This window comes from Tardiphaga sp. 813_E8_N1_3 (genome assembly GCF_051811025.1).
Lineage (GTDB): Bacteria > Pseudomonadota > Alphaproteobacteria > Rhizobiales > Xanthobacteraceae > Tardiphaga.
In genome coordinates, this window is sequence record NZ_JBPWQE010000001.1 from 471,852 (window position 1) to 489,750 (window position 17,899).

The following is a 17,899-nucleotide window of genomic DNA, read 5'->3' on the forward strand; positions in this document are numbered from 1 at the left end:
CGGCCGGCCACCCATGGCGAACGAATTCGTTCGCCAGACCCCACGCAAGTGCGGGGGAGGGAAAAGAAAGAGCCTCGACACTTTCGTGCCGAGGCTCCTGAATTTCGCAATTAGTGCTTTGCGTGCCGCCTTACCTCGGCAGCGTCGTGGTCCCCATCAGCGCCTGATCGATGGCGCGGGCACACAAACGGCCTTCGCGGATCGCCCAGACCACCAGTGACTGGCCGCGGCGCATGTCGCCGGCGGAGAACACCTTCGGCAGCGAGGTCGCGAAGTCCGTCGTTGGGGCGCGGACATTGCCGCGCTGGTCGAGTTCGACGCCGAGGGTCTTCAGCATGCCTTCGTGGACGGGATGGACGAAGCCCATCGCCAGCAGCACGAGATCGGCCTGCAGCGAAAATTCCGAGCCGGGGATCGGGTTGAACTTGTCGTCGACCTGCACGCAGTTCAACTTGGTGACCTTGCCGTCCACACCTTCGAAACTCTGGGTCAGCACGGCGAATTCGCGCTTGGCGCCTTCGGCCTGGCTCGACGAGGTCCGCATCTTCAGCGGCCAGTTCGGCCAGGTCAGGCCCTTGTTCTCCTGCTCGGGCGGAGCCGGCATGATTTCGAGCTGGGTCACGGACAATGCACCCTGACGCAGCGAGGTGCCGATGCAGTCGGAGCCGGTGTCGCCGCCGCCGATGACGACGACATGCTTGCCGCCGGCCAGGATCTCCTTGACGTCGCCGAGTGGCTCGTTGCCGACGCGGCGGTTTTGCTGGGGCAGGAAGTCCATCGCAAAATGGATGCCGTCGAATTCGCGGCCGGGGATCGGCAGGTCGCGGCCGTGCTCGGCGCCGCCGGTCAGCGCGATGGCTTCATATTCCTTGAGCAGTTCGGCGGGATCGATCGCGCCGGGCGAGGTGCCGCCGACAGCCTTGCCGTAATGGAAGGTGACGCCTTCGCCTTCCATCTGCGCGACGCGGCGATCGATGATGTGCTTTTCCATCTTGAAGTCGGGAATGCCGTAACGCATCAGGCCGCCGGCCTTGGCGAGTTTCTCATAGACATGGACGTCGTGTCCGGCGCGCGCGAGCTGCTGTGCGCAGGCCATGCCGGCGGGGCCGGCGCCGATTACGGCGACCTTGCGGCCAGTCTTCACGGCGGAGACCTGCGGCTTCAGCCAGCCATTGTCCCATGCCTTGTCGACGATGGCGCATTCGATGGTCTTGATGGTGACCGGGTTGTCATCGATGTTCAGCGTGCACGAGGCTTCGCACGGCGCCGGGCAGATGCGGCCGGTGAATTCCGGGAAGTTGTTGGTCGAGTGCAGGTTGCGCGAGGCTTCTTCCCAGTTGCCGGTATAGACGAGGTCGTTCCAGTCCGGGATCTGGTTGTTGACCGGGCAGCCGGGCGTGCCGGGCTGAACCGAGCCGGTGCCGTGGCAATAGGGAATGCCGCAATTCATGCAGCGCGCGGCCTGGTCGCGGGTGTCTTTCTCGCTGAGCGGAATGACGAACTCGTTATAGCCCTTCAGGCGCTCGGTAACCGGCGCGTACTTGCGGTCGTGACGATCGATTTCCAGAAAACCCGTGATCTTGCCCATTACAACTGACGCCTCTGCAGTCTGTCCCACCGTCATCCCGGGCGTTACGCATTGGCGCGCCTCGAAGGATGATTTGCTTGTTTCGATCTCAGTCCCGCCGCCTGATGAGGGCGGCGGTTCAGTCCGTGTCTTACGCGCCGATCGCGATCTGCGGTTCGGCCTCGGCGCTTTTCGCTTTCAACTCGCGCAGCGCACGACGGTACTCGACCGGCATCACCTTGCGGAATTTCGGTAGCCAGGTTTTCCAGTCCGCGAGGATCATCGCAGCCTTGGCCGAGCCGGCATATTTCGCGTGACGCGTGATCAGCACATGCAGGCGCTCGATATCGGAGTCGAGCAGGTTGGCGAACACGTCAACCTTGCCATGGGCTTCGAGATCGCCGGAGTGGTGATAGGTGTTCTCGGCGATCATCTCTTCCGAGAGGACCGGTTCGAGTTCGACCATCGCCATGTTGCACAGCTTCGGGAAGTCGCCGGTTTCGTCCAGCACGTAAGCCACGCCGCCGGACATGCCGGCCGCGAAGTTACGGCCGGTCTTGCCGAGCACCACGACGATGCCGCCGGTCATGTATTCGCAGCAGTGATCGCCGGCGCCTTCGACGACGGCCACAGCACCCGAGTTACGCACGGCGAAACGCTCGCCGGCGACGCCGCGGAAGTAGCATTCGCCTTCAATGGCGCCGTACATCACGGTGTTGCCGACGATGATCGACTCTTCCGGAACGATGGCGGAGTGAGCCGGCGGGCGCACGATGATCTTGCCGCCCGAGAGGCCCTTGCCGACATAGTCGTTGCCTTCGCCTTCGAGATCGAAGGTGATGCCCTTGCACAGCCAGGCGCCGAAGGCCTGACCGGCGGTGCCCTTCAGCGACACCTTGATGGTGTCGTCGGGCAGGCCGGCATGGCCGTAGATCTTGGCTACCGAGCCCGCCAGCATGGCGCCGGCTGAACGGTTGGTGCTGTTGATCTTGGTGTCGATCTTCACCGGCGCGCCGCGGTCGAGCGCGGGCTGCGCCTGCTTGATCAATTCGCGATCGAGCACGGCTTCGAGGTGATGGTCCTGATCCTCGGTGTGATAGATCTTCTGGCCGGGCAGTTCGGGCTGGCGCACGAACAGCTTGGAGAAGTCGAGACCCTTGGCCTTCCAGTGCGACACGAGCGCCGACTGGTCGAGCATCTGCACCTGGCCGACCATCTCGTCGAAGTTGCGATAGCCGAGCTGGGCCATGATCTCGCGGACTTCCTCGGCGACGAAGAAGAAGTAGTTGATGACGTGCTCGGGCTGGCCGGTGAAGCGCTTGCGCAGCACCGGATCCTGGGTGGCGACGCCAACCGGGCAGGTGTTGAGATGGCACTTGCGCATCATGATGCAGCCGGCAGCAATCAAAGGCGCGGTGGCGAAGCCGAATTCATCGGCGCCGAGGAGCGCGCCGATGACGACGTCACGGCCGGTGCGGAAGCCGCCGTCGACCTGGACGATGATGCGGCTACGCAGCCGTTCACGCACCAGGGTCTGGTGGGTTTCGGCAAGGCCGATTTCCCATGGCGAACCCGCATGCTTGATCGAGGTCAGCGGCGACGCGCCGGTGCCGCCTTCGAAGCCGGCGATGGTCACGTGGTCCGCGCGCGCCTTGGCAACACCCGCGGCGACCGTGCCGACGCCGATTTCCGACACCAGCTTGACCGAGACCTGGCCCGTCGGATTGACGTTCTTGAGGTCGTAGATCAGCTGCGCGATGTCTTCGATCGAATAGATGTCGTGATGCGGCGGCGGCGAGATCAGGCCCACACCTGGCGTCGAGTGGCGGACTGCAGCAATCGTCGCGTCGACCTTGTGGCCGGGCAACTGACCGCCTTCGCCGGGCTTCGCACCCTGCGCCATCTTGATCTGCATCATGTCGGAATTGACGAGATATTCCGTGGTGACGCCGAAACGTCCCGACGCGACCTGCTTGATCGCCGAACGCATCGAGTCGCCATTCGGCATCGGCTTGTAGCGATCCGACTCCTCGCCGCCTTCGCCGGTGTTCGACTTGCCGCCGATCCGGTTCATGGCAATGGCGAGCGTCGTATGCGCCTCGCGCGAGATCGAGCCGTAGGACATGGCGCCGGTCGCAAAGCGCTTGACGATGTCCGCGGCGGATTCGACTTCGTCGAGCGGCACAGGCTTACGCTTCTCGTCCTCGGCCGTCTTGATCTTGAACAGGCCGCGCAGCGTCAGCAGACGCTCGGACTGTTCGTTGAGGATCTTGGCGAAGGCTCGATAACGCTCCTGCGAGTTGCCGCGCACGGCATGCTGCAGCAGCGATACCGACTCGGCGTTCCACGCATGATCTTCGCCGCGGCTGCGATAGGCGTATTCGCCGCCGACATCGAGGGCGGTCTTGTAGATCTCGATCTCGCCGAACGCCTCGTTGTGGCGACGCACGGTCTCCTCGGCGATTTCGGCGAGGCCGACGCCTTCGATCTTGGTGTGGGTGCCGGTGAAGTACTTCGTCACGAATTCCTGACGCAGGCCGACGGCATCGAATATCTGCGCGCCGCAATAGGACTGGTAGGTCGAGATGCCCATCTTCGACATGACCTTGAGCAGGCCCTTGCCGATCGACTTGATGAAGCGCTTGACGATTTCGTAGTCGTCGAGCTGCACCGGCAGCCGGTCCTTCATGGCGATGATGGATTCGAAGGCCAGATACGGGTTGATCGCTTCCGCGCCATAACCGGCGAGGCAGGCGAAGTGATGTACTTCGCGCGGTTCGCCGGATTCGACGACCAGGCCCACCGAGGTGCGCAGGCCGGTGCGGATCAGATGGTGATGCACCGAGGCGCAGGCCAGCAGCGACGGGATCGGAATGCGATCCGAGCCGGCCATGCGGTCGGACAGGATGATGATGTTGACGCCTTCACGCACGGCGGCTTCGGCGCGGGCGCAGAGCTCATCCAGCACCTGTTCCATACCTGCCGCGCCGAAACCGGCATGGAAGGTGGTGTCGAGGGTGCGCGACACGAAGTGCGACTCGGCGACATCCGTGATCGAGCGGATCTTTTCGAGATCCTGGTCGGTCAGGATCGGCTGACGCACTTCGAGTCGCTTGGTGGTGGCGACGCCCTGCAGGTCGAACAGGTTCGGCCGCGGTCCGATGATCGAGACGAGGCTCATGACGAGCTCTTCGCGGATCGGATCGATCGGCGGGTTGGTGACCTGCGCGAAGTTCTGCTTGAAGTAGGTGAACAGCGGCTTCGGCTTGCTCGACAGCGCCGAGATCGGCGTGTCGGTGCCCATGGAGCCCGACGCTTCCTCGCCCTGCGACGCCATCGGCGTCAGCAGGATGGTGACGTCTTCCTGGGTGTAGCCGAAGGCCTGCTGGCGATCGAGCAGCGGCAGGTTGGAGCGCTGGCCCTTGGCCGCCGCGTCCGGGAGTTCTTCCAGAACGATCTGGGTGTGTTCGAGCCACTCGCTATAGGGATGGCTTGCGGCCAGCGTCGCCTTGATCTCGTCGTCAGGGATCAGACGGCCCTGGACAAGGTCGACCAGCAGCATCTTGCCGGGCTGCAGGCGCCACTTGGTGATGATGTCTTCTTCCGGAATCGCCAGCACGCCCATTTCGGACGCCATCACGATGCGGTCGTCCTTGGTGACGAGATAACGTGCGGGGCGCAGACCGTTACGGTCCAGCGTCGCGCCGATCTGGCGACCGTCGGTGAAAGCGAGCGCAGCAGGACCGTCCCACGGCTCCATCATCGCGGCGTGATATTCGTAGAAGGCGCGGCGCTGCTCATCCATCAAGGGATTGCCGGCCCAGGCTTCCGGAATCATCATCATCACGGCGTGGGGCAGCGAGTAGCCACCCTGCACCAGGAATTCGAGCGCGTTGTCGAAGCAGGCGGTGTCCGACTGGCCTTCATAGGAGATCGGCCACAGACGGCTGATGTCCTTGCCATAAAGTTCGGACTCGATGGACGCCTGACGCGCTGCCATCCAGTTGACGTTGCCGCGCAGCGTGTTGATTTCGCCGTTATGCGCGACCATGCGGTAGGGATGCGCCAGCGACCACGTTGGAAACGTGTTGGTCGAGAAGCGCTGATGCACGAGGGCGAGGGCCGACTCGAAATCTTCTTCGTGCAGATCGGCATAGTAGCTGCCGAGCTGATCGGCGAGGAACATGCCCTTGTAGATGATGGTGCGGCACGACATCGAGCACGGATAGTAGCCCGCGAGGCCGCGCTCGCGGCGCTGATAGATCGCCTGCGAGATCGACTTGCGGAGAATGTAGAGACGGCGTTCGAACTCGTCCTCGTCGGCGATCTTGGCTTTGCCGATGCCGATGAAGACCTGCATGTTGGCAGGTTCGGTCGGCTTCACGCTTTCGCCGAGCGAGGCGTTGTCGGTCGGCACGTCGCGCCAGCCGAGCAGCTTCAGGCCTTCGGCCTTGATCTGGTCGCCGATGATGCCCTGAATGACTTTCCGCCACGCGGTATCGCGCGGCATGAACAGCGCGCCGATGGCGTATTTGCCAGGCTCCGGAAGGCTGAAGCCGAGTTCCGCCGTCTTGCGGACGAAGAACTTGTGCGGGATCTGCACCAGAATACCAGCGCCGTCGCCAAAGCGCGGATCTGCGCCGGTGGCGCCGCGGTGTTCGAGGTTGCAGAGGATGCTGATCGCATCAGACACGATCTGGTGCGACTTGCGGCCCTTGATGTTGGCGATGAAGCCGACGCCGCAGGCGTCCTTTTCCTGCGACGGGTCATAGAGGCCCAGCGCCGGCGGACGGTAGGTATGGAGTTCCGGTTTGATGGCGGCGTCTTTCACGTGAGCCGATTTGATAGCCGGGGCCGCCGAATGCGTGCCGGTTTCGATCAATTGGCGCTCGTGCTCTGATCCGCTCATCTTCGTCCTCTCAACCCCCGTCGGGGTTCTGCCACCCTTGTCGGCGCACCTTTGACGCTCGCGGAACCCGTTCGGGCTACCGCTCGCGCGCCTTGCGAGCCTCGTTTTCAGAATTCAGACTGGTGGTGCCCATCGTCCCCGGCGGCCACCCCATGTCTTGCCTTAAAGGCATTTCGTCTCAGCAGGCGTGTTTTTTAGTCGCGACGCCTGCTTATGTTGCAAACCCTGTGCCGGATTTGCCACCAAAAATTGCGACAGTGATGCTGTCCTAACCAGGACTTTGCCAAATTTTTATCTAGCACACAAGCGCGCTTGAGTCCGTCGTCGCATAGCAACAACGCATGCCAAATTGTCCATGTCTCGAAGACACATTCAGCCCGGAGGTGCCGCGTTCCGGCCCAAGGCTGGCCCAAGGGCTGCCGGATTCAGCGGTGAGGTTGTGCCGCGCTCGTTAACGCCTGTGGCAGCGGTGCTGGCAGGCGAGCGAAGCGCGAGGTTCAGGGAGCTGAACACTCTCCGGGCGCGGGGGCGTCGAAGGAGCATGCAATGAAGGTAGTTATGGGATGTCTGGCCTCGGCCGGTCTGTTGCTGGCGAGTGGCGCTGCACAGGCGCAGGCGCTGCCGCCGATGCGCGGCGACGTTGCCGTTGTGGCGCAGGTATCCGATGTCGGCGGTTCCTATGCGGCCATGCCGCCCGTGGAATATGCTGAGCCGCGCCCCTATGGCGTGTTGCGCCGCGGTTATGATCTGGCCGTGCTGCCGCTGCGGGAGGTCTATTCGATTCTGCGCGAGGCCGGCTTCTCCGCCCTCGGCATGCCGCAGCAGCGCGGCCTCATCTACACGGTCGCGGCGATCGATCTCGACGGCGAGGACGGTCGGTTGGTGATCGATGCGCGCAGCGGGCGTATCCTGCGCTTCATTCCGGCCTACCGCATGGGCGACCGGATGAGCGAGGAAATCGACACGCGCTATGGCCCGCAAGGCGCAGTGCCGACCCTGCCGCAATATCGCCGTCCGCCGTTTACAGCCGGGACGGCAACGCCCGCACCGAAAGTCGCAAGCCGTGCAACGACAGTGCCGCTGCCGAAGCGGCCGCCGGTGCGTGCGGTTGCGGCACCGGCCAAGCCTGTCACTCCGGCCGAGACCAAGCCGGTCGCAGTCAAACCACCTGAAACGCCGCCGGCCGCTGCGCCCGTGCAGCAATCGGCCGTGACTGAGCAGAAACCGGCCGAGACGAAGGCGCCGGAAACGACCGGGGCTGCTCCGACAACATCGGCAGCGCCCGAGAAGAAGGACGCTGTCGCGCCAACGGTCGCTCCGCCGGCAACAGAAGCAAAGCCTGCGACACCGCCTGCTGCGGAAACGCCGCCTGCGCAGGGGCTGGAATAGTTGCACGATAGTTGACCGAACCCTTCCCGAGCTACGTGATTTCGCACCTCGGGAACGGGGGCGCTGTTTTACATCTCGATAACGATCTTGCCGGTCGCGGCTTGTGCCCGCAGAGCGTCATGCGCTTCGTTGACGTCGGCGAATGTGAAGTGCCGGCTATCGAGTTTCGGTACGAGCTTGCTAGCCTCCGTCAGCTTCGTTGCCATACGCAGTATCTCGCCGTGATGAGCGCGACCTTCACCGGTCAACAACGGCAGCAGCGTGAAGACGCCGGAATATGACGCGGCACGAAACGACAGCGGCGCCAGCGTATGGGTGCCCCAGCCAAGTGCGCTGACCACATGCCCGAAACGCGCGACAGAGTTGAACGAGGCATCCAGCACAGGGCCGCCCACGGTGTCATAGATAACGTCGAAGCCACGGTCAGCCGTATGGGCTGCGACATAGTCGGCAACCGATGTGCTGCTGTAGTCGATGAAGCGTGCGCCAAGACTTTCGATATAGGCTTCGTCCTTGGCTGCCCCGGTCGCAAATGCATCTGCGCCCAACGCCCGTCCGATCTGGATGGCCATATGGCCGACACCACCGGCGCCGCCATGGACAAGCAGCTTTTGCCCGGTGCGAATAGTTGCGCGATCCACCAGGCCTTCCCATGCTGTGATGAAGACCAACGGCAATGCCGCGGCTTCGCGCATCGACAGATTGCCCGGCTTTCGTGCCAACAGGTCGGCATCGGCGGCAATGAATTCTGCCAGCGTGCCCTGATGTCCGCCGACGCCGCCGGTCATGCCATAGACTTCATCGCCAATGCTGAACTGCGTGACGCCGAGGCCAAGCTCTTCGACGATCCCGGCCGTGTCGATGCCGAGTACGGCCGGGAACGGATGGCGCGCATGCGCCGCTTCGCCCTTGGCGATCTTGAGGTCGAGCGGATTGACCGCGCTCGCCTTGATTCGCACGAGCACCTGTCCCGATGCCGGGCGAGGACGGGGAATGTCTGTGAGCTGCAGCGGCGCACCCGCTCTTTCCAGAATAGCAGCCTTCATTGTGTTTGGTGATGTCATCGGAGTGCCCTTTCGTTTCTGGTCATCAGATGGGCGTGTTAGAGCTTGCAGGAAATCGACAAGGCTGCACGGCCTCCAAACAGAATTGAACGAGCGATCGTGTGATGGAATGGAGCGACATCAGGGTCTTTCTGGCGATTGCGCGTGAGGGTACGCTCGCCGGCGCGGCACAGAAGCTGGGCCAAAGCCAGCCCACTATGGGCCGGCGCCTGCGCGCGCTTGAACAGGCGGTTGGTCAGACGCTGTTTCAACGGACCGGTGATGGCTTCGTGCTGACCGATGAAGGCGAGGCCGTGCTGGCCCATGCCGAGCGTATCGAGGAAGCGGCATTGGCCTTTCAACGCCGGCTCGATGGCAGCGATGGAGCCCTCGAGGGCTTGCTTCGCGTATCGTCATCCGACTGGTTCGGCGCGCATTTGCTGGCGCCGGTGTTTGCCGAATTCGCGCAGATGCATCCCGGTGTTGTTGTCGAGCTCCTGACCAGCCAGTTGCGCTTCAGCCTGCCGCGGCGCGAGGCAGATCTGGTCTTCCGCATCAGGCCATTCGATGAACCGGAAGTGGTTGCACGGCGGCTGATGACGATCCCTTATGGCGTCTATCTGAAATCGGATCTGCCGATGCCGAAATCGGGTGACGGGGTCGGCAGCGCGCTGATCACGATGGATACGAATTTCGCCGGGATGCCTGACGCGGTCTGGCTGCGCAAAGTGCTGCCGAATGCCCATGTCGTGTTCCGCAGCAACAATCGGGATGTCCAGGCGCGGATGTGCATTGCCGGTGCCGGGGTTGCCGTGCTGCCACGGCCGCTCGGTGATGCTCTGATCGGTGTGACCCGGATCGATCTCGGCGAGGCTCCGCCCAGTCGCGATACCTGGGTCGGCTATCACCGCGACCTCAAGAAGTTGGCTCGTCTTCGCGCGCTGCTCGATCTGGTGGTAGAGCGACTGGGGAACTAGGCGCCACAAAAAAGAAGCGCCCCGGTTTCCCGGAGCGCTTCGGACGCAGTCACATCTACTACTTCAGTTCAAAGTCGCGGTTACGCGGCGACTTTCTCGGCCGAGCCGTCGACCACCTGCGGCGCGCTCACGGCGTTGGTGGAAATCGGAATGCTGCGCGGTTTCTTGGCTTCGGGGATCTCGCGGACGAGGTCCACATGAAGCAGGCCGTTCTCGAGCGAGGCGTTCTTCACCTGCACGAAGTCGGCGAGCTGGAAGGCGCGTTCAAAGGCACGGGCGGCGATGCCGCGATAGAGCACTTCGGCCTTGCTGCCATTCTCGTTGGCAGCCTTCTCGCCCTTGATCGTCAGCGTGTTTTCCTTCGCGACGATGGAGAGCTCGTTCTGCGCAAAGCCGGAAACGGCAACGCTGATACGGTATTCGTTCTCGCCGGTGCGCTCGATATTGTAGGGCGGATAGCCCGGCGCTGCGTCACCTGTGCTCTGATCGAGCAGATTGAACAGGCGGTCAAAGCCGACGGTGGAACGATAAAACGGGGTGAGATCGTAGCTACGCATAGGATAGTCCTCCATTGAGCGACTGTTGCAATAACCCGCCCGCCACAGGGCCGGGCTTTCGTGTCATGCAGCCTAGAGAGGCCTGCATGAAACTGATATGGGAGGGGTCTGGCGGCTCGCAAGGGGGGCCTAAAGATTCGCGCCGACCTGTCTCCAGCCCTTGAAATCCCGCGTTTTTCGCCTAGCCGGTCCCCCGCCATGACGCTCGTCTCGATTCCCGCCAATCCCGTTCCCGAGGGCGCCGTGTCCGGCACCATCAAGACCCCGGACGGGGTCGAACTGCGTTTTGCGCGCTGGGCGCCGACGGGCGGGCGCAAGGGTACGGTCTGCGTCTTCGCCGGGCGCGGCGAATATATCGAAAAGTATTTCGAGACCGTGCGCGACCTGCGCGACCGCGGCTTTGCGGTGGCGATGATCGACTGGCGCGGGCAGGGGCATTCGTCGCGGCAGTTGCGCGATGGCCGCAAGGGCTATGTCCGCAGCTTCTCGGATTTCGAGATCGACGTCGAAGCCTTCGTGCAGCAGGTAGTGATGCCGGATTGTCCGCCGCCCTATTTCGCGCTGGCGCATTCGATGGGCGGCGCGGTGATGCTGCGTGTGGCGCATTCCGGCAAGCGCTGGTTCGATCGCATGGTGCTGTCGGCGCCGATGATCGATCTGCCGGGCCGTTCGACCTCGCTGCCGGCGCGGTTGTTGTTGCGTGTGATGCGCTGGACCGGGCAGGGCGGCAACTACATTCCCGGCGGCAATGGCGAACTGGTCGGGACCTCGTCATTCCCCAACAACAAACTGACCAGCGATCCCGTGCGCTATGCGCGCAACGCGGCGATCCTCGAAGAGGACGCAACGCTCGGCATCGGCTCCCCGACGGTGGCCTGGGCCGAAACCGCGATCCGCGGGATGCATGGCTTTCGCGAAGCCAGTTATCCCGTGAAGATCCGTCAGCCGATCCTGATGCTGGCCGCCAGCAACGACCAGGTGGTGTCGACGCCGGCCATCGAGGAATTCGCCTATCACCTGCGCGCCGGCTCGCATCTGGTAATCGCCGGCTCGCGCCACGAAATCCTGCAGGAGCAGGACCGCTATCGCCAACAGTTCTGGGCGGCGTTCGATGCATTCGTGCCGGGCACGCCGCTGTTCAAGTGAGTCACACTGTCATTGCCGGGCTTGACCCGGCAATCCATCTTGCGATCCGAAGATGGATGCCCGGATCACGTCCGGGCATGACGTTCCACTAACTGACGATGCTTTGCGGGAGAAGGTATGCTTGGTATTCACGGCCTCTGGCTCTTCATCCTGTCAGGAATCCTGCTCAACATCACACCGGGGCCGGACACGGCTTACATCGTCGGGCGCAGCGTGCAGATGGGCTGGCGCGGCGGTGTCGCGGCGGCGCTGGGGATCAGTGCGGGATGTCTGGTCCATGTGTTCGCCGCGGCGGTCGGATTGTCGGCGCTGCTGGCGGCGTCATCTTATGCTTTCACCGCGGTGAAATGGATCGGCGCGGCCTATCTGCTTTACACCGGGATCCAGATGTTGCGCGCGGGGGCATCGACGGCTGCGACGAACGACGCCGCGGAGAAGCCACTGCTGTCGCTTCGGCAGGTGTTTTGGCAGGGCGCCTTCACCAACGCGCTGAACCCGAAGGTGGCGCTGTTCTTCCTGGCCTTCCTGCCGCAATTCGTCGAGGTGGATGCGCCCAGCAAGGCGCTGGCCTTCATCGTACTCGGGCTGATCTTCATCAGCACCGGCACGATCTGGGGGCTCGGTACGGCCATTGTCGCCGCCAAGGCTGCGAGCCGCGTCCGGCAATCCGGTCAGGCGATGGTCTGGATCAACCGCGCGCTCGGCGGCGTCTTCATCTATCTCGGCATCCGCGTGGCGATGCTCGAAACACGTTAAAGCGTTTTCAAGCGAAGTGGATGCCGGTTCGCGTCAAGAAAACGCGTCAAAACAAAAAGGCTCTACGATTACTTTAGCACCGCTAGGGTCGCGGTGACGGAGAGATAGATGCCGAGCAGCAACATCGCGATCAGAAACCAGCGGCGGAACTGCTCGGGCTCCATGCGGTCACGCACCGCCTGACCAATGAACATGCCGGCGAAAGCAGTGATCATCGCGACAATGCCGGGCACCGCTGTCGCGGCATTGAGAAGACCGGCGCTGGTGAGGTTGAACGCTTGGGCCAGCGTGGCGACGGTGAAATAGAGACCGAGCGCCTGCACCAACTCGTTCTTCTCCATGCCGATCGACTGCATGAACGGCATGGAGGGAATGACCTGCACGCCGGTGGCGGCGGAGACCACACCGGTCAGCACGCCGGCGATGCCGCCGACCCATTTCTCGTTTTGTGGCGCCGTCTTGAACTGGAATTTCACCAGCGTCACCACGGCATAGATCACCAGCAGGACGCCGAGCACGATCGAACCGTATTTGGCGTAGGGGCCGGTCATCAGGCTGCCACAGAGCCAGATGGCCACCGCAGTGCCGATCAGCAGCGGCCACAGCCGGCGAATGATGTCGCGCAGATAGGGGCCGGCGAAGGTCTGCCAGATATTGGTGACGATGGCGGGCACGATGACAATGGTCAGCGCCTGCACCGGACTCATGGTCACCGCGAGCAGGCCTATCGAGACAGTGGGCAGGCCGAGGCCGATGACGCCTTTGACGAAGCCCGCGAGCGCAAACACCGCGGCAATGAGAATGAGCATGGAATCGATCATAGTGCGGCAGATTGACCCATCAGGCTGGTCGGCACAATGTGGAGGTTACGGAGATTACCTTCGGATATGACGAAGGCTGGAGGGCTGACGATGCATGCCGATCTGGTCGATCTCAGACTGTTCGTGGCAGTGGCCGAGGCGCGCAGCATCACCGGCGGCGCGAATGCCGCCAATCTGGCGCTGGCCTCGGCGAGTGCCCGGATCAAGGGCTTGGAAGCGACAGTCGGCGTGCCGCTGCTGAAACGCGGGCGGCGCGGCGTCACACTGACGTCAGCCGGCGAAAGTCTGCTCGGCCATGCGCGCATTGTGCTGCAGAATGTCGAGACCATGCGCGGTGACATGGCGGCCTATGCCAATGGCATGAAGGCCAGCGTATCGATGCTGGCCAATACAGTAGGGCTCTCCGAACATCTGCCGAAGGCGTTGGCGGCGTTTCTGCGCGAGCACCCCAATGTCAGCCTCGAGGTCGAGGAGCGCGAAAGCGCCGATATTGCACAGGCAATCGCTGCCGGCATTGCCGATTTCGGCTTCGCCGCCGAGCACACGCTGCCGGACAGTCTCGAACGCTTCACCTTCAACGAAGACCGGCTAATGCTGGTGACGGCGCCGCGCTGCGATCTCGCCGGCCGGCGTCACATCGATTTCCATGAGATCATTGATCGCGATTTCATCGGCCTCACCAATGCGACGGCACTGCAGAACCACATTGGCAAATATGCAGCGCAACTCGGGGCACGGCTTCGGTACCGGGCGCAGATGCGGGATTTCGATGCGATGTGTCAGATGGCGGCAGCCGGCGTCGGCATCGCGATTGTACCGGAGGTCGCAGCGCGGCGCTGTGCGCGGTCTACGGCGCTGGCCCTGATCCGGATTCGCGATCCCTGGGCGAACCGCAAGCTGGCGATCTGCTTTCGCAACCTGAAAACGTTGTCGCGGCCCGCGCAGCAGATGATCGAGCATCTACGGGCTGCGGCGCGGACGTAGCAGTGCCTGATCAGGCGTTGAGGATCTTCAGCGCCGCCTCATGCACGCGCGGATCGCCGGCGGCGACGATGCGGCCACCGTTCTGCGCGGGTTTGCCCTCCCATGTCGTCACGACGCCGCCAGCGCCGGTGATGATCGGGATCAGGGCTGCGATATCGTAGGGCTTCAGCTCGGTCTCGATGACAAGGTCGAGATGGCCAGCGGCGAGCATGCAATAGGAATAGCAATCACCGCCGTAGCGCGTCAGCCGCACGCCTTTTTCGACGTCCTGAAATTTCGCGCGATCGGCATCGTCCATTAGCCGCGGGCTGGTGGTGAACAGCGTGGCATCTTTCAACGATGCGCAGCGGCGCACGGCGAGCTTGCGGGTGGTGTTGTTGGCGCCCTGATAGCGCGCCGAGCCGCTGTCGCCGCTGAAGCGCTCGCCGATATAGGGCTGGTGCATCATGCCATAGACCGGTGTGCCCTTGTGCAGCAGCGCGATCAGCGTGCCCCAGATCGGGAAGCCGGAGATGAAGGATTTGGTACCGTCGATCGGGTCGAGCACCCAGACATATTCGGCGTCTTCGCGTTCGGTACCGAATTCCTCGCCGACAATGCCGTGCTGGGGGAAGTTGGCCTTGATCAGTCGGCGCATCACCGCTTCGGCGGCGCGGTCGGCTTCCGTGACCGGGTCGAAATCTGCGCTGTTCTTGTTCTCGACGCTCAGCGAGGTGCGAAAGAACGGCAGGATGGTCTCGCCCGACGAGGTCGCAAGACGACCAATGAAGGCGTTGAAGTCGATGACCGTCACAGGGAGGTCCTTTGTTACGGCTGCTGGATGAAGACGTGTCGCTTCCTATACAGCGCAGGGCAGCGACTCGCATCTGCGGTGATCGAAATCTCTCTGCGATTCCCTTAAACTACGGTGCTGAATCGGGTTGCGATTTCCCTAAGATTCCTGATGTCCGACATCAGAAATTGACCAATGAAATGAATTTTTGATCATTTCTTAAATAGGTCAAAGCTACTGTCGTTTCTATATCGCATTGATTTTGCTTATAGAAATTATGACGCCTATGCCTGAACGGTGCGGTCACCATGCGAAATTTGCATGGAAATTTGCCCGAAAAGTCTTGCACTTGGTGCGCCGCGGCTGCATATTGTTGCGGTGCGGTAGCGCCTTGCGCTATCGCTGCCCTCCTTGGGCGTTTCCTCCCTAGACTTGGGCCGCTTGCTATCGCAAGCGGCCCTTTTTTCTTGTCGGAGGAGTTTTGCATCACGCGTGCCGACGTGGCTGCCGGCGATTGTCTTTGTGTCGCCTGGCCTGTTCGTCGTCAGGCACCCCGACAGCCTCGGGCCCATTGCGACGTCAGTCATCAAGCAAGACCTATTCGGCTGAGAACCTCAAGCCGGTGTCCACGTCGCAGAGGCTACTTCAGTGACCCGTTGATGTCGCTGAACTTGCCATTGAGGTTGGTGCCGAGTCCGTTGACGACGGCAATGATGGCCAGCGAGATGCCGGCAGCAATCAGCCCGTATTCGATCGCAGTTGCTCCCGATTCGTCCGACCAGAATTTCTTGATCATGTTCTTCACGTTCTCTCCTGCCATGTTGCGCGGTTCCAATCCGCGGAACCACGCTGGTGGGAAGAACCTAAAGTTGTATGAATCGCGATGGTAGAATCCTGCCCCATCTCAAAATTCCGCGGGAAAGGCCAATTTGTCGCATGAAACGAGCATCCATGCCCTCGCGGACGCAGTTCCAAATACCACATACGGTTGAGTTGACGGTTGAACCCGGGGCGGTGCCTTTGGGTCCGGCCTACTCGGCGGCGGCCTGGAACGGGCCGAGGCTATCCAGCGGGATCTTCGCCAGCGCGTCTGCCAGAACGGTAAAATCGGCAGCGATCTGGTCGAAGCGGGCGGTCCGCTCGCGCCGGCGCTCGTCCATATAGATCGCCCGGTTCAGCTCGATCTGGATGGCGTGCAGCCCGCTGGCCGGGTTGCCGTAATGCTCGGTAATGAAGCCGCCGGCATAGGGCTTGTTGCGGCCCAAGGAATAGCCGAGGCCGCCGAATGTGCCTTCGACCACCTCGGCCAGGATAGTGGCGCAGCTGGTGCCATAGCGGTCACCGACGACCACGTCCGGGCGGCGCGGTTCCTCGCGGGAAATTCCGATCGAGGGCATCGAGTGGCAATCCACCAGGATCACCGTGCCGAATGTCTGGTGCGCCTTGTTGATCAGGCGGCGCAGGGCGCGGTGGTACGGCTTGTACAGTGCCTCGATGCGGGTGAGGGCGTCATCGACGTCCAGTCGCTCGCGGTAGATCTCCTGACCGTCGCCGACCACCCGGGGAATCGTGCCGAGGCCGCCGGCGACCCGCATCGAGCGCGTATTGGCAAAACTGGGCAGACGGCCATTGAACATCCGCGGATCGAGTTCATAGGGCTCGCGGTTGACGTCAACATAAGAGCGCGGGAAGTGCACCCGGACCACCGGGAAGCCGCGATCGCTTAATCCCGTGATCAATTCGTCCATGAACGAATCTTCCGAGCGGCGCAGCGCCGTCACGTCGATGCGGGACGCACTGAGGAATTCCGCTGGATAGACCGAACCGGAATGCGGGGAATTGAAAATGATCGGAGCGCGCCAGTTGGCCGGCTCGACGATCTCGAAGGGAGGCGACAGCTCACCGTCAAACTGGGTCATCGTCGCGCATCGTCCCTGCAGCCGCGTTCTTCGGTTTGCCCAGTCTGGCAGAAAACCGGCGCTTTGTGAGGCGGCATTGTCGATAACCGAAACAAGTCTGCCAAGTTAAAAACCTTTCGCAGGCACGGCGATCGCGAGAAACGCGCTCATTTGTTGTGTTTCACGGCGTTCTGGCGCACCATCCTGGGACGCTTATGCACAGCCTGCGCTGATCACCTTCACCCGAAATTTACCAGACCTCGGGCTTAGTGGGCGAACAGGTCCTCTCATTCGGGTTCGACGTCCAACCGCCATGCACAAAATCCTTCTCGCAGAAGACGACAACGACATGCGCCGCTTCCTGGTGAAGGCGTTGGAAAACGCCGGTTTTCAGGTGTCGCACCACGATAACGGGATGTCAGCCTATCAGAGACTCCGCGAGGAACCCTTTGAAATGCTTCTAACGGACATCGTGATGCCGGAGATGGACGGGATCGAACTGGCGCGCCGCGCCAGCGAACTCGACCCCGACATCAAGATCATGTTCATCACCGGTTTCGCCGCCGTGGCGCTGAATTCCGACTCGGAAGCGCCGAAAAACGCCAAGGTGCTGTCCAAGCCGGTCCACCTGCGCGAATTGGTCAGCGAAGTGAACAAGATGCTGGCGGCCTGAGGGCAGCCGGCTTTCCTGGATTTCTTTCTTGGATTTCCTGCAAATGAGGCAAGGATTGACCGTTCGGCATCCTTGCTTGTCCGGGTTTGACCCGTTATAGACCCCACACCCGTAACGACCGGTTCTTAGGGCGCGTAGCTCAGCGGGAGAGCACTTCCTTGACATGGAAGGGGTCACAGGTTCGATCCCTGTCGCGCCCACCATCAACTATCTGATTTTGTTGATGTTTTAAAGTTCGGTTAGTATTTACCCACACATTTACCCATACTTTCGCGGCGCTGCTGGAATGCCAGGGCACGTCGTAGGAAACCGCACAGGCGCTTAAGCCCTCCGTGGTCCCAAGCTTGCGCGGGCAACGCGGCCTTGGCGGCGGCGGCGGGCGCTCCGGCTTATCAGCCCAGACATTC

General features: G+C 62.3%; 14 protein-coding genes and 1 tRNA gene. 7 read left to right on the forward strand and 8 right to left on the reverse strand.

Annotated features, from left to right (window positions below):
• Nucleotides 1-130 precede the first annotated feature (130 nt).
• The gene (locus AB8A33_RS02250; protein WP_439095835.1) at nucleotides 131-1,588 is read right to left on the reverse strand and encodes a glutamate synthase subunit beta; all 1,458 of its coding nucleotides are present in this window, start codon (nucleotides 1,586-1,588) and stop codon (nucleotides 131-133) included.
• Nucleotides 1,589-1,718: 130 nt separating this feature from the next.
• Entirely contained in the window at nucleotides 1,719-6,476 is a 4,758-nt protein-coding gene (gltB, locus tag AB8A33_RS02255) for a glutamate synthase large subunit (RefSeq protein WP_439091258.1), read from the reverse strand.
• A 546-nt stretch (nucleotides 6,477-7,022) separates the two neighbouring features.
• On the opposite strand from gltB, the gene AB8A33_RS02260 reads away from it, so the two are divergent.
• Nucleotides 7,023-7,865 carry a hypothetical protein gene (locus tag AB8A33_RS02260; RefSeq protein WP_439091259.1) on the forward strand — a complete coding sequence of 281 codons (843 nt, stop codon included), beginning with the start codon at nucleotides 7,023-7,025 and terminating at the stop codon, nucleotides 7,863-7,865.
• Nucleotides 7,866-7,933: 68 nt separating this feature from the next.
• On the opposite strand, the gene AB8A33_RS02265 is transcribed toward AB8A33_RS02260, so the two are convergent.
• The gene (locus tag AB8A33_RS02265) at nucleotides 7,934-8,929 is read right to left on the reverse strand and encodes a zinc-dependent alcohol dehydrogenase family protein (RefSeq protein WP_439091260.1); all 996 of its coding nucleotides are present in this window, start codon (nucleotides 8,927-8,929) and stop codon (nucleotides 7,934-7,936) included.
• Nucleotides 8,930-9,033: 104 nt separating this feature from the next.
• On the opposite strand from AB8A33_RS02265, the gene AB8A33_RS02270 reads away from it, so the two are divergent.
• A complete protein-coding gene (locus tag AB8A33_RS02270) occupies nucleotides 9,034-9,885 on the forward strand; it encodes a LysR family transcriptional regulator (protein ID WP_439091261.1) in 852 nt (283 codons plus the stop codon).
• Nucleotides 9,886-9,965: 80 nt separating this feature from the next.
• Here the strand turns inward: AB8A33_RS02270 and AB8A33_RS02275 are convergent, their stop codons facing one another.
• Entirely contained in the window at nucleotides 9,966-10,442 is a 477-nt protein-coding gene (locus AB8A33_RS02275) for an Hsp20 family protein (protein ID WP_439091262.1), read from the reverse strand.
• A gap of 198 nt (nucleotides 10,443-10,640) precedes the next feature.
• Between AB8A33_RS02275 and AB8A33_RS02280 the strand changes: the two genes are divergently transcribed.
• Nucleotides 10,641-11,588: an alpha/beta fold hydrolase gene (locus AB8A33_RS02280; protein WP_439091263.1), complete on the forward strand. Its 948-nt coding sequence runs from the start codon at nucleotides 10,641-10,643 to the stop codon at nucleotides 11,586-11,588.
• 117 nt (nucleotides 11,589-11,705) lie between these two features.
• Entirely contained in the window at nucleotides 11,706-12,344 is a 639-nt protein-coding gene (locus AB8A33_RS02285) for a LysE family translocator (protein WP_439091264.1), read from the forward strand.
• 68 nt (nucleotides 12,345-12,412) lie between these two features.
• On the opposite strand, the gene AB8A33_RS02290 is transcribed toward AB8A33_RS02285, so the two are convergent.
• The gene (locus AB8A33_RS02290; RefSeq protein WP_439091265.1) at nucleotides 12,413-13,165 is read right to left on the reverse strand and encodes a sulfite exporter TauE/SafE family protein; all 753 of its coding nucleotides are present in this window, start codon (nucleotides 13,163-13,165) and stop codon (nucleotides 12,413-12,415) included.
• A 90-nt stretch (nucleotides 13,166-13,255) separates the two neighbouring features.
• Between AB8A33_RS02290 and AB8A33_RS02295 the strand changes: the two genes are divergently transcribed.
• The gene (locus AB8A33_RS02295) at nucleotides 13,256-14,149 is read left to right on the forward strand and encodes a LysR substrate-binding domain-containing protein (protein ID WP_439095836.1); all 894 of its coding nucleotides are present in this window, start codon (nucleotides 13,256-13,258) and stop codon (nucleotides 14,147-14,149) included.
• A gap of 10 nt (nucleotides 14,150-14,159) precedes the next feature.
• On the opposite strand, the gene hisN is transcribed toward AB8A33_RS02295, so the two are convergent.
• The 3 genes from hisN to AB8A33_RS02310 all read right to left on the reverse strand — a co-directional run bounded on the left by hisN (nucleotide 14,160) and on the right by AB8A33_RS02310 (nucleotide 16,840).
• Entirely contained in the window at nucleotides 14,160-14,942 is a 783-nt protein-coding gene (gene hisN / locus AB8A33_RS02300) for a histidinol-phosphatase (RefSeq protein WP_439091266.1), read from the reverse strand.
• A gap of 619 nt (nucleotides 14,943-15,561) precedes the next feature.
• Nucleotides 15,562-15,717 (reverse strand): Flp family type IVb pilin, encoded by a 156-nt coding sequence (locus AB8A33_RS02305; RefSeq protein ID WP_439095837.1) that lies wholly within the window; start codon nucleotides 15,715-15,717, stop codon nucleotides 15,562-15,564.
• A gap of 235 nt (nucleotides 15,718-15,952) precedes the next feature.
• Nucleotides 15,953-16,840: an N-formylglutamate amidohydrolase gene (locus AB8A33_RS02310; protein ID WP_439091267.1), complete on the reverse strand. Its 888-nt coding sequence runs from the start codon at nucleotides 16,838-16,840 to the stop codon at nucleotides 15,953-15,955.
• A gap of 292 nt (nucleotides 16,841-17,132) precedes the next feature.
• Between AB8A33_RS02310 and cpdR the strand changes: the two genes are divergently transcribed.
• Together cpdR and AB8A33_RS02320 are read left to right on the forward strand one after the other, a co-directional pair.
• On the forward strand, nucleotides 17,133-17,492 hold the full coding sequence (gene cpdR, locus AB8A33_RS02315) for a cell cycle two-component system response regulator CpdR (protein ID WP_015669438.1): 360 nt from the start codon (nucleotides 17,133-17,135) through the stop codon (nucleotides 17,490-17,492).
• Nucleotides 17,493-17,620: 128 nt separating this feature from the next.
• Nucleotides 17,621-17,695: transfer RNA gene (locus AB8A33_RS02320), tRNA-Val, on the forward strand.
• Nucleotides 17,696-17,899 lie beyond the last annotated feature (204 nt).